Raw genomic sequence first — 12,040 nt, forward strand, 5'->3', positions numbered from 1 at the left:
ATCGAAGCGGTCCATTGAGCCAGAACAAGGTTGCACGCGTTTGTGCTGGCGCGGTGGTCGGGAGCCGCTATCCTAGGGCCAGGAATTAATAAGTGAGTCGCCATGAAGCAAACTGAGTTGAGCATAGCCATTACCGGCGCTGGCGGCGCCGGGGTGATATCCGTCGGCGAACTTTTGCTGCAGGCCTGGGCCCGTGAGGGCGGGCGGGGACTGCTGCGCAAGGCCTTCGGTCCGCAAATACGTGGCGGCGAGTCTGCGGCCCTGCTCAAGCTGACAGAGTCTGAACGCTACACGGCGGCCAGTGCCTACCAGGTGTTGTTGGCGTTCGACTGGAATAACTACACGCGCTTTGGCGACGAGATCAAACTGGCACCGGGCGTTATCGTGTTCTGTGAGGACGCCGGTGACGTCCCGGAGAGTGTGCTCGCTGCAGAACCCACTCTGGTGCGCCTGCCGATGAAGCAGCTCGCGGAGGCCGCCCATGACGACGGACGGGTGAATATGCTTGCCCTGGGGTTGCTCGGTCAGTTGATGGGGCTTGGCGAAGGCAGCCTGGTGGAGCTGGCGCTACAGAAGCTGGCGCACAAACCTGCTGCCTATCAAGAGGCCGCTGAGGCCTGCATTGCGGCGGGTTGCGCGCAGCAACTGGATTGCAGTGTACAGGTGCCTGCCCCGGGTGTACCGGGAGGCTGGTATATCAGCGGCAACCAGGCCGCCGGGTTGGGGGCACTGGAGGCGGGCATCCGCTTCGTCGCCGCCTATCCCATAACGCCTGCCTCAGACGTGCTGGAATGGATGGCCGGTGGACTGGAGCAATTGGGTGGCAACCTGGTGCAGGCCGAGGATGAACTGGCAGCCATCAATATGACTATCGGGGCGGCGTTTGGCGGTGTTCCTTCTTTTACCGCGACCTCCGGCCCCGGACTCGCATTGATGACAGAAAGCATCGGGCTTGCCGTGGCCAGTGAGACACCAATAACGGTGCTTAACGTGATGCGCGGTGGCCCCTCTACCGGTATCCCCACCAAGTCTGAGCAGAGCGATCTGAATATTGCACTCCACGGCCTGCACGGCGACGCGCCGCACCTGGTGCTGGCGCCGCTGGATATCGCTGATTGCGTGTATACCAGCGCCTGGGCGGTGCAACTGGCGCAGCATTTACAAACGGCGGCAATCGTACTTTCCGACCAGTTTATCGGCCAGTCCACGGCGGTGATCACCGAGCCGGTTCGTTGCGCCCCACTGGCGCCACCTGTGTCCTGTGAGGGCGGCGACAACGACTACCTGCGTTACCGCCTGACCGACTCTGGCGTTTCCACCATGGCCGTGCCGGGAGACCCCGGTCTGCGCTTCACTGCGGATGGTCTTGAGCACAATGAGCAGGGAACGCCCTCGGCACGCGATGACGACCATCAGCAGCAGTTGGCCAAGCGAGCGCGCAAACTGAACGCGCATGACTATGGTGATGACTGGGCCAGGATAGACGGTGAGGGGTCGCTGGGCCTGGTCTGTTTCGGCTCGGCATCGGCCGCGGTGGCTGAGGCCGCCGAGTTGCTCGCTGAGCAGGGAGTGGCGTGTCGCACGGTGTCGCTGCGCCTACTGGCGCCCCTGCAGCATGGTAGCCTGACAGCGGCACTGGCCGACTGCGAGCGCGTTCTGGTTGTCGAGCAGAACCACGGTGGCCAGCTCTATCGTTACCTGCGTGGGCAGATGGATTTCACGCAGCCTTTACACAGTTATGCCCGGCCCGGGCCAGTGCCGCTCAGCGGTGCTGCGATAGTGGCCGCCCTCGCGGAGGTAAGCCCAGCATGAACGAGCCGATTAAACTCAAAGCAAAAGACTACAAGTCCTCGGTAAAGCCGATCTGGTGTCCGGGCTGTGGTCATTTCTCAGTGCTCAACGCGCTCACCAAGGCGTTCGCTGGCCTGGGTATCGACAAGGACGATACGGTACTCGTCTCGGGTATCGGTTGCTCCTCGCGCCTGCCGGCCTATGTGGACAGCTACGGCTTTCATGGCGTGCACGGGCGCGGCCTGGCAATCGCCCAGGGCTTGAAGGTGGCGCGCCCCGACCTGACCGTCATCGCCATGGGCGGCGATGGCGACGGTTTTTCCATCGGCGGCAATCATTTTCTGCATGCCTGTCGGCGCAACGTGAACATGACCTACATCGCCATGGATAACGAGGTCTATGGCATGACCAAGGGCCAGGCGTCACCGACCACACCAGCGGACTGGGATCACAGTAAGTTGACTCCCCATGGGCCCGGTGTGCGCCCGTTCAAACCTGCCGCACTGGCACTGGCCTCCGGTGCGCCCTGGATAGCGCGCGGTTACTCAGGCAACCCCAACCAGATGGCCAGGTTGATTGCTGCGGCTATCGAGCATCCTGGCTTCAGCTTTGTGCACGTGTTGTCGCAATGCATTACCTTCTGCCCGGAACAGACAGACTGGAAAGCGGTAGTGCACGAGCGCGAGGAGGAGGCCCTGGTGGACGCAGATGAAGCGGCTCAGCTGTTCCTGCATGAGGACGGCTTTCAAACGGGCGTGTTATACAATGCGCAACGAGCGACCTGGCCGCCCTCAGTGCCCGAGCCGCAGTCGACAGACATCACCCGGGGATTCAGCGTATGAGCACACAACCACTGGCAGATTTTCTGGCCCACTCCGTGGAGTTGGAGTCCGAGGCGCGAGAGCGCTACCTGGAGCTCGCTGAGTCCATGGCGGCACACCACAATGACGCTGTTAGCGAATTTTTTTTACGCATGGCGGAGGAGTCCCGCTTGCACCTGGAAGAGGTGGGGGGGATTGCCAAAGACCATGATTTGCCAGAACTCAAAGCCTGGGAGTTCCAGTGGCCGGACGAGGAGTCTCCCGAGACGACCAGTTACGAGGCGGTGCACTATCGCATGAGCCTGCGCGAGGCCATGTTGCTGGCGCTGGACAACGAGCGTGCAGCGGAGAAATTCTATGCTTCTTTTGCACGTAGCAGCAGCGACGAAAATACGCGCAAGCTGGCTGCGCAGTTTGCCGCCGAAGAAGCCTCCCACGCCGCGCAGCTGGTGAAAAAGCTGGGCGCATTGCCTGCGGATAGTGGGCAGCACCTGGAGGAAGATGACGATCCGCATATGCCGGAGTAGCATCCGCAAGTCCTGAATGTTCCACGCAGGCGGCGTTTCCGTCGCCTTTTCCCTCTGTTTTCCGTAAAACTCCAGGTTTATTGAGAACCCGTTCACATCTGTGCCACCGCGTGTTACCAGACACCCGGTTCTGGTCCTATGCTATTTATCACAAGGCAGTAACACCAATAACAACACAGGACTTTTGCGCCAGGCAGGCGCGAAGGAGGCACCATGCACAATACGGCACACATGACACATGTCACTACCGGGCTAGACACCCGATTGGCGGCGGCAATGATGAGTGAGGCGGTCATCGACCCGGTGACGCTCTCGCAACTGGATGTGAGCTTATTCAGAAGCCTGCTGAAGATCGGTCATCCGAAAGAGCGCATTTGTTCGGCTCTGGATCTTAGCTACGCTGAGTACGATTGCATTGTCGGCCTGATGGAGTCGGCGCAGGATAACGCGGAGTAACCCGGCCCCGCCTGTTCTCATGCAGGCGGCATTGTTTGAGTTCAGTCTTCAGCGAGTCGCCCCTGCACGGAAATTATGAGTGATTGGCTCGCGAGCCCGGGCCAGCGCTAAAGCACCCGAAGCTGGTCGTTGTCACTGCTGATCACAATGTCAGCATAATCACATGCACCCTCCCGGCGCTGGAAGATACTGTTGGCGATCAGCCATACCTTGACGATCCGCGCCGGCGGTTCGCCCATATAGCGTCGGTAATCCTCATAGAGATTGCGGCGCTCATTCTGCCACTCGCCCAGGCCGTCTTTCCCGCTGCGCACTACCACGTGATACTCCTTGCCTGCCCAGTTGGGCAGAGGGCAGTCGTAGCCTCTGCCAACGGGTAGCGCACTGCTCCAGTAGTAGGTAATGTCCCTGCCGTTGTCGAATTCCACTGCCAGGCTCAGGTAATCATGGCTGGGCACACTGTCTTCGCGCAGCGTTGACGGCAGTTGATCCACGCACCAGCGCCAGCTTATTGCGCTGGATTCAAGCAAGGGCATGTCAACACGCTGCTGCAGGATGCCCACGTCACCGTGGGTCTTGCAGCGAATGCAGTTGGCATGTTCCGCATTGCTGTGGCTGCGGTAAATTTCCGCGGGCCCCAGGTGCCATAGGTACTCCCATCCCGGAGGCGCTGTGTCGCCCTGTTCAAGGCGCTGCACCTCACTGCTGAAGAGGCCATCACTTGTATCCATGTCGCGCAATGCGCGCAGCCCGGTCAGTGCGTCTGCCTGCCAGCGAATCACCAGCAGTTTCAGCTGGCCGCTGACACTATCGTATACGGAATCCTCCAGTTTGCGCGTACCGTGGCGGTCGGCCCAGTCATTGGGAAAATAGTTGCCGAAGAGGAGTTCGCCTTCCCCGGCTGCACGGAAAGAGTGCGAGCAGCGTGTGCCTCGAAAAACTTCACCCTGCGCCCCGACTTTGCACCAGACTTGCAGGGCCGGGTCCAGGTAGATATCGAGCAGGCGACTGGCATAGGCCCTGCCCTCGACGAAGTAACTCACCTCGTCACCGCTGGCCAGTTGTAGCCCGGACCCGACCCAGGGTGGCTGACTCGCCGCCAGGTCCAGCCAGTAGTAGTCACGAATCAACCCATCGGGGGCGCGCGATAGCAGGGCCTGTAAGCGCTGGGTAAACGCTTCCAGGTCGGGGGCGGGCTCTATGTCCGTGCGCAGTCGTCTACCTATTGCGCGTAGCGCCAGTTTCCCGGCCACGCTCAAGTCTGCCCCGACGTTCGCCATGGCCTAGACGTAGGCGCCGTCGAGATCCGCGCCGTATTGGCTCATCCATTCCAGCACCGGCGCCATGTCCTGCTCACGGTACTCATCGCGTATTGCAGTGATGCGCCCGTTGGTCACAGTAACCACAGAACGTCCGGGAAAGACGAGCAGTGGGGCGTCACCGCGGCGGTAACTGGCCGTCCAGTTCAGTCGCACTTCTTCCCCCTCCGGCAGGGTGTGCGGGGTAGGGCCGTCCGTCAGTTCGATAATGCGCTCATCGCAGCGCCGGTCCAGCCCGTCAATGGACTTTTTCATGCCGCGTAACAAGGCTTCACTGCCGGCAATTGAACAGGCCAGCGGCCCGCCTACCACGTCGTAGCGGGCGTCATCGGCAAAAAATGGCATCAGGCGGGACCAGTCGTCATCGACATAGGTCTCTTCAAATGCCGCTGCGTAATCCATAAAGACTTGCATGGCCTGGCTCATGGGGTGGCTCCAGTATTGGGATGAGGTTTAAAGATAGCAGACTTCAACCCTGTGTCCCGTTTCCAGGCAGCTGGCGATTTTCCAGTGTCGATCAGTCGATCAGTTCGCAGAGTCCGTCAAATACCAATTCGTCGTAGCTGACAATACCAATGACCCGCCCCTTCTCGACGACGGGTGCGCTGGAGAGGCCGAAGCTGTCGAACATGCGCGCGACGTAGCGCACGTCCATATCCGGTTCCACGGGGATTACCGGCTTGGACATGATCTCGTAGATGTTCACTCGTTCCGGCGCCCGGTCCAGGGCCAGTACGCGCTTGGCGATATCGGAGAGCAGGACGATGCCGTAAGCATCGTGCTCGTCGCGTTTTTTGACGATGACCGCGTTGGACTTGATGCTGCGCATGGCTTCCAGCGCCTGCTTCACCGTGGCCATGCCATCCAGCTCGAGGTGCTTGTCCTGCATGACATCTCTTGCCTTGATTACTTTTCTGTCCATTACAGCAAATCCTCCACGTCCTGGGATATCTCTTGCGCTTGGTGCATGATGCCCACCGCGTCCTCCACGTCCAGCTGAAAGGCAATGCCGGTGCCTGGTTTGGCATCCAGCTCGCCTGCAATGTTGATGCGCTCCAGGATGTGCCTGGACCGGTGCTGCTCGACCAGGAACAAGATGACGTCACGCTGGGTCTCCAGGGACAGTCCGAAGAAGGTTTTGTTTACCTGCAGGCCTTCTCCCCTGGCGTTGGTGATAACCGTAGAGCCGGTAGCGCCTGCCTCGCGCGCGGCGTCCATCACCGCATCGGTTTTCTCGTCTTCCACGAACACGATAATCATTTTGAAGTGCATGAGCTTCTCCTCAGGCGTTGCGTCGCGTTTGTTTATTCCCTCTCTTGGTCATGGCGGTGCGCAGCTCCGAGAGCTGGGCATAGGCCATCACCGAGATGATAGGAAACAGGCTGGCGAAGGCGATCAGGCCAAAGCCATCGATTAAAGGATTGCGGCCGGGTACTGTCTCTGACAGCCCCAGTCCCAGGGCCGCCACCAGTGGCACGGTGACGGTGGAGGTGGTTACCCCGCCGGAGTCATAAGCCAGCGGGATTATTATTTTTGGTGCCACCATTGTCTGCAGTACCACCAGGACGTAGCCCGAAATAATGTACCAGTGGATCGGGTCCCCCACCACGATGCGATAGCAGCCCAGTGCGATACCCACGGCCACACCCAGCGCTACGGCAATGCGTAACCCCCATATACCTATGGCGCCAGCGGACACCTGGTTTGCCTTTATCGCCACGGCGATCAATGAGGGTTCGGCAATCGTGGTGCTAAAGCCGATCATGAAAGCGAAAACATAGACCCAGTAATAGTTCAGCCAGTCGATGTCGGCCGCGGTCTCCCCTGCCTGCAGGGTGCTCTCGATAAACACCGGGTCGGTGAGTTGTCCCGCCATCAGCCGCCCCAGCGGGAACAGGCACCACTCCAGCCCCAGCAAAAACAGCGACAGGCCGACCAGTACCCAGAGGAAGCCGAAGAGGATTTGTCCCAGGTTGGCGGGCTTTTGTCGCAGCACCACGAACTGAAAGCCAAAGATGATCGCGGCGATGGGCAGCACGTCGTTGATCGTGCCCAGCGTGGTAGTCCAGATGGACTCGAATATATCCATCAGATCAGCATCCCGTAGGCCATCACAAAGATCATCGGCGTCAGCGAAGCGAAGGCGATCAGGCCGAAGCCGTCTATCATCGGGTTACGCCCGCGGATAGAAGAGGCCAGCCCCACACCCAACGCGGTCACCAGCGGCACGGTAATGGTCGATGTGGTCACGCCGCCGGAGTCATAGGCGATGCCAATGATCTCCCGCGGTGCAAACATGGTCATTATGACAACCAGTATGTAACCGCCGATAATCAGCCACTGTACCGGCCAGCCGCGCAGTATGCGGATGACGCCGATGACTATAGCCAGGCCCACGGAGAAAGCCACCGTGTAGCGCAGGCCGTTGGCATAGTCTTCCCGGGCGTCTTTACTGGAATCGATCATGCCGCCATTGGCAGCCACCGTCGCGGCCTCGTCAGCCACGGCAATCAGGGCGGGCTCTGCCACCGTGGTGCCAAAGCCCAGGGCGAAGGCGAAGGTAATCAACCAGAACAGACTGCCCTTGCGGGCCAGTGCAGTGGCCATGGACTCGCCGATAGGAAACAGTCCCTGCTCCAGGCCGTGTATGAAAAAAGTGAGGCCCAGCACCACGAAGGCGACACCCAGCAGAATCTGCCCGAGATCCGGGAGGGGCTGCTTGAGCACCGCAAACTGGAAGAACAGAATCACCAGAATAATCGGCAACAGGTCGCGCAGGCTGCCGAGCATGGAAAACAGTAGCTTATTGAGAGCTTTGGACACACGAATCCCTGTACTAATAGCGTACTCAGGTTACCAGTTTAGGGGGGGAGGGTATTGATCTGGATAAAGATTCAGGCCCGATGGGAGCGTTCCTTGCCCCGCCACCCGCAGCAATTGAATTGCGCCGCGGCGCGTTCGTCAGAATCGGTAGTTGATGTTGACCGTGGGGCCGGTAAAGGTCGCATCCAGGGCCACTTCGCGGTTGGACGATTTATCCTGGGTCAGGTCGATATCAACGTACTGGTAGCCTAGGGTGGCGGCCCAGTGATCACCTATTTCGTAGCCGATGCGAGGATGTATATAGGCAAAACTGCCGTCGTAGTCTCCATACGTTGCACTGAGCCAGCCCATGGTGACCCCCAGGCCCCAGTTGTTGCCAAGTTCGTAGTTGAGATGGGCCCGCAAATTCGGTAACGGGGCAAGCAGGTCGCTGCTGCCTACCGCCGCCTCTTGCTCAATTTCGCCGATAAAAGCGCGGCCCTTGATGGCGGTTTCCAGGTTCATTGCGTGTATACCCCCGCCCAGCAGGATCTCAGCGCGGTCGCTGACGTAAACCTGGTACAGCACGTCGAGAATATAAGTGTCGATACTGAACGAGGTACTCACTGCTGCGCCGGCCTGGAATTCCTTGCCGTCGAAGTTGAAGTCCCGGGCCACGCTGCGGCGGCCGCTCTCATCGAAGGTGTAGGCCATGCCTACCAGCATCCATCGAGGAGAAAATCGCCAGCGATACTCCAGGGTCCAACTGGTGTAATCGTCCTCCATTCCCAGGTCTTCAAGGTCTATGCCGACTTCGGGCAGGTTGCCAGCGGTAGCGCGAACCTCGGCGTCAGCCTTCTGCAGAGCCGCGCCCACCCCAAGCATGTGCTTGGACCCGAAGAGGCGCTGTGTTGAGTCTTCGTCTGCCTGAGCCAGCGGTGTGAGCGCCAGCAGTGTGCCGGCGAGAAGTAGAGTTGGTGTACGCATCGGGTGTCTCATCAGTGTCGCAAAACTATACTGTATCCTATCGAAAGGCATTCTTCACCGCATCCCCCCCCTGCTCATTTCCCTAGGAATTTCTTCAGCGCATCGCCCGCTTCCTTGCCGAATTTCTCCTCTACTTCCTCCTGCGCTTTTCGCTTGAGTTCATTCTCCGCCATATCGCCCACAATAGCGCTGGTGTCGACCTTGCACCACTTGGCAGGTTCACCGGTAACGTTGCCCGAGCACACCACAGGCCAGTCAATCTCGGTAATGCGTTGGTTGACGCGACAGGCGGGGTCCAGCTTCTCCAGCCCCGATGACAGGGTCGCCTTGAACGTTGTCTCAAAATCCATGCTGTTGATGTCCAGAGCGCCCTTGCCGAGCAGGCGCACGTCCGGGAGCCTGGCGGTCAGCGGTTGCAGCATGGCCTTACCTTCACCCATTACGATCTTGACGGAGAGCGCTTCGAAGCGGCTTTCGGACGGGAATTCCGCACTCAATGCTTCCTGGTTCACCAGTGCCACAGCTTCGCAGAGCATCTTCTCTACGCCGATTTCACCCAGTACGGCATCCTGGGTCTGCAGGTCTATGGGGCCGCGCAGCGTGCTGGTCAATGCGTTGCTGCTATTACCCTGGGCATGTAGTTTCCAGTTGAGGTTCGCGGTGCCGCTGAGCAGTGGTTCCACCTCGGCAGCGGCCAGAGCCTGGCTGATATCGACATCGCTGAGGGTGCCCTGGGTATTGAGCCTTGCCAGGCTGTGCTTGGCATTCAGGTTGGCTTTCATATCCAGCTTGCCGCCATGCACCAGGCCAGTGACCGTCGGTAGAATCGCAGCACCATTCACCACGCGCAGCCTGGCTTTCAGGTCGGTCACCCGATGCGCACCCCAGACCACCTCGTCGATGAACAGGCTCGCACGGGTATCCATTACCCTGAGCGCGTCCAGTGGCAGCGGTACGTCTGCGTCGCCGTCGGACTTCTCGTTTTCGCTACCTGCTTCGGCTGCCGCAGCGTCGGCTGCCGCAGCATCGGCTGCCGCAGCATCGGCGCCGGCCAGGGCCAGCAGTGCGGGGGTAAACTGGTTGAGGTGCAAATCAGCGTCGATCTGCGGGCTCTCGAAACTGGCGTAGCGCACCTTGCCTTGCGCACGCGTGTCGGCAATATTGGCCAATAACTGCAGGTCAGCCACCTGGCGATTGATATCAACTTCGCCGGAAGTAGACAATGTGATGGTCTCCGCCAGCACGCCGTTCACTTCCACCTCCATGGTTTCAATGCCCAGCAGTTGCGTCTGCTGGCTCAGGGTGACGCTGCCAGTGAGCAGGATGTCGGTGGGCGTCTCTCCGGGCAATTGAATGGCCGCCTCCAGTGGCATGGCGCGACCGTCGAGGTTGAGGCCCTGGCCTCGGAGTGTGTGGATGACAATGACGCTGGTATCGCCGCCTGCTTCCGTCATTTCCACGCGTGAGTCAGTGATACGCAGGTCGGCGACTTCCAGTGCCAAAGGTACGGCCAGTGCTGCTTCGGTGCCCGCCGACTTGCCGGCTGCCTCGCGTTCAGCCTGGCGTTTTGCATAGAAGGCCTGCAACTGGGCATCGTCCATCTTGCTGGTGTCCAGCGGTTCCGGGTCAGGTGCGGTGACCAGCCGTGCGACCACGCCGTCCATGGCGATGGTGTCGATGGCCACCTGTCCTGAAAGCAGAGGCATAAGCTGCACACCAATCTCCAGTGCGCGTGCCTCCAGGCTGCCCTGCCCCTCGTCAGGCATATCGACGTAAACCTGCTCCAGTTTGACGCCGAGCACGGGAAGAATGCTGAGACTGGACTCTCCCTCGACTCGCAGCGTGGCGCCGGTTTGCTTGTTAACTTCGGCCGCCGCCAACTCGAGAATTTTTTCCTTGTCCAGCAACAGGGGGACCAGGACCGCTGCGGCGATAACGATGATGAGGGGAATGGCGATCAGGTAGAGCAGAATACGTGGCATTTTTCATCCTTATGATTAATGGTCAACGCAGTGGTACAGCTGAGACCGATAATAATAGAACAGGTTCGCCAGAATATTGGATCAGCTGCCTGCGTAGGCGCGCTTTACTTCCTCGGCGATGATACGGATGCCCTCGCGCACGCGCGATCGGTCCTGGGCGTAGGACACACGGATACACTCCTGGCTGTGAGGCCAGTTGTCCTCCATGCCGACAAAGAAATTGTGCCCCGGCACGATCAGTACACCGCGGTGCTTGAGGCGTTCATAGAGCTGCTGGCTGCTGATCGGGAGTCCGTCGAACCACAGCCACAGGAAGATGGCGCCCTCGGGTTTATGCACGTGCCAGGGAAGATCGCCCAGCTCCTCCCGGAACCAGGCCACCGCCTGCTGTGAGCGCTCGCGGTAAAATGGCGTCACGTAGTCGCGGGTGAGGCTCAGTATCTCGCCGGTGTCGAACAGGGCCCTCGCCAGCGCCGGGCCCAGCGTGCCGCAGGCGAGGCTGACGATAGTATTGGCATGGGTAAAGGCCTGTATGATTTCTTCCCGCGCGACCACGATGCCGGTGCGCACGCCGGGCAGGCCCAGCTTGGACAGGCTCAGCACCAGTATGGTGTTTTCGTTCCAGTGAGGTGTGGCCTCGGTGAACAGGATGTTGGGGAAGGGCAGCCCGTAGGCTCCATCGATAATCAGCGGTATGTCCCGGTCCCGGGCTATCTCGTCGAGATGCGCGACTTCCTCGTCGGTCAGCACGTTGCCCGTGGGGTTAGTGGGGCGTGAAACGCATAAGGCCGCGGTTTCTGTGCCGGGATCAAGTTGAGAAAAGTCGACATGGTATTTGAACAGATGATCGTCCAGTTGTTCGATGCTGGGCCGGGTGGCGGTGAAAAAATTGTCACCCAGACCGGTGTCGGCGTAACCGATGTACTCGGGCGCCAGGGGCAGGTGAATCGCCCGCGAGTCGCCCCCGGGCATGGCGCCGGCGAGCATATTAAACAGCACAAAGAACGCCGACTGGCTGCCGTTACTGACGGCGACGTTCTGCTCACCCACCGCCCAGCCAAACTGCTGGTGCAGGAACCCCGCTACCTGCTGGCGGAACTGCCGGTCCCCCTGTGGAGACTGGTAAATGCCGAACAGGCTGTGACGCTGGGCCGGGTCCGCCATGACAGTCTCCAGCCGCTGCTGAAAAATGGCTTCTACCTCAGGCAGGCGGCCGGGATTGCCGCCGCCCATGAAAATCATTTCCGGGTTTTCGTTAAGCGCGTTCCCGAGATCGTCCATGAGCTCGACGATGCCGGATTTGCCGGCGAATTTCTGGCCGAAAGCTGAGAGTTTCAAGATGTCTCACCAAAGTC

13 protein-coding genes are annotated in these 12,040 nt (G+C 59.9%); 4 read left to right on the forward strand and 9 right to left on the reverse strand.

All coding sequences use genetic code 11. The features are described from left to right. The first annotated feature begins 102 nt into the window (after positions 1 to 102). From C0039_RS15970 to C0039_RS15985, 4 genes are all read left to right on the forward strand, one after another. Positions 103 to 1,812, forward strand: coding sequence for a 2-oxoacid:acceptor oxidoreductase subunit alpha (locus C0039_RS15970; protein WP_076000129.1), 1,710 nt, complete (start codon positions 103 to 105; stop codon positions 1,810 to 1,812). Then, positions 1,809 to 2,633, forward strand: a complete 825-nt coding sequence (locus C0039_RS15975; protein WP_101518654.1) for a 2-oxoacid:ferredoxin oxidoreductase subunit beta — start codon at positions 1,809 to 1,811, stop codon at positions 2,631 to 2,633. The genes C0039_RS15970 and C0039_RS15975 overlap by 4 nt, the downstream gene beginning before the upstream one ends. After that, positions 2,630 to 3,139: a ferritin-like domain-containing protein gene (locus C0039_RS15980; RefSeq protein WP_101518655.1), complete on the forward strand. Its 510-nt coding sequence runs from the start codon at positions 2,630 to 2,632 to the stop codon at positions 3,137 to 3,139. The genes C0039_RS15975 and C0039_RS15980 overlap by 4 nt, the downstream gene beginning before the upstream one ends. A 213-nt stretch (positions 3,140 to 3,352) precedes the next feature. Continuing rightward, positions 3,353 to 3,595, forward strand: coding sequence for a hypothetical protein (locus C0039_RS15985; RefSeq protein WP_101518656.1), 243 nt, complete (start codon positions 3,353 to 3,355; stop codon positions 3,593 to 3,595). A gap of 107 nt (positions 3,596 to 3,702) precedes the next feature. Here C0039_RS15985 and C0039_RS15990 read toward each other — a convergent pair whose 3' ends face one another. The 9 genes from C0039_RS15990 to C0039_RS16030 form a co-directional block, all read right to left on the reverse strand. Next, positions 3,703 to 4,848, reverse strand: coding sequence for a DUF3047 domain-containing protein (locus C0039_RS15990; protein ID WP_243391641.1), 1,146 nt, complete (start codon positions 4,846 to 4,848; stop codon positions 3,703 to 3,705). A 30-nt stretch (positions 4,849 to 4,878) separates the two neighbouring features. After that, positions 4,879 to 5,340, reverse strand: a complete 462-nt coding sequence (locus C0039_RS15995) for a nuclear transport factor 2 family protein (RefSeq protein ID WP_101518658.1) — start codon at positions 5,338 to 5,340, stop codon at positions 4,879 to 4,881. A gap of 91 nt (positions 5,341 to 5,431) precedes the next feature. Then, the gene (locus C0039_RS16000) at positions 5,432 to 5,836 is read right to left on the reverse strand and encodes a CBS domain-containing protein (protein ID WP_076000135.1); all 405 of its coding nucleotides are present in this window, start codon (positions 5,834 to 5,836) and stop codon (positions 5,432 to 5,434) included. Then, a complete protein-coding gene (locus tag C0039_RS16005; RefSeq protein ID WP_076000136.1) occupies positions 5,836 to 6,186 on the reverse strand; it encodes a P-II family nitrogen regulator in 351 nt (116 codons plus the stop codon). The genes C0039_RS16000 and C0039_RS16005 overlap by 1 nt, the downstream gene beginning before the upstream one ends. Positions 6,187 to 6,196: 10 nt before the next feature. Continuing rightward, on the reverse strand, positions 6,197 to 7,003 hold the full coding sequence (locus tag C0039_RS16010; RefSeq protein WP_076000137.1) for a DUF1538 domain-containing protein: 807 nt from the start codon (positions 7,001 to 7,003) through the stop codon (positions 6,197 to 6,199). Then, a complete protein-coding gene (locus tag C0039_RS16015; RefSeq protein WP_232334946.1) occupies positions 7,003 to 7,737 on the reverse strand; it encodes a DUF1538 domain-containing protein in 735 nt (244 codons plus the stop codon). The genes C0039_RS16010 and C0039_RS16015 overlap by 1 nt, the downstream gene beginning before the upstream one ends. A 138-nt stretch (positions 7,738 to 7,875) precedes the next feature. Beyond that, positions 7,876 to 8,703 carry a porin family protein gene (locus C0039_RS16020; protein WP_076000138.1) on the reverse strand — a complete coding sequence of 276 codons (828 nt, stop codon included), beginning with the start codon at positions 8,701 to 8,703 and terminating at the stop codon, positions 7,876 to 7,878. Positions 8,704 to 8,777: 74 nt separating this feature from the next. Next, positions 8,778 to 10,685: an AsmA family protein gene (locus C0039_RS16025; RefSeq protein WP_101518659.1), complete on the reverse strand. Its 1,908-nt coding sequence runs from the start codon at positions 10,683 to 10,685 to the stop codon at positions 8,778 to 8,780. Positions 10,686 to 10,766: 81 nt separating this feature from the next. Beyond that, on the reverse strand, positions 10,767 to 12,023 hold the full coding sequence (locus C0039_RS16030; protein WP_076000140.1) for a valine--pyruvate transaminase: 1,257 nt from the start codon (positions 12,021 to 12,023) through the stop codon (positions 10,767 to 10,769). Between the last annotated feature and the right edge of the window lie 17 nt (positions 12,024 to 12,040).

This window comes from Pseudohalioglobus lutimaris (assembly GCF_002866825.1).
Classification (GTDB): domain Bacteria; phylum Pseudomonadota; class Gammaproteobacteria; order Pseudomonadales; family Halieaceae; genus Halioglobus; species Halioglobus lutimaris.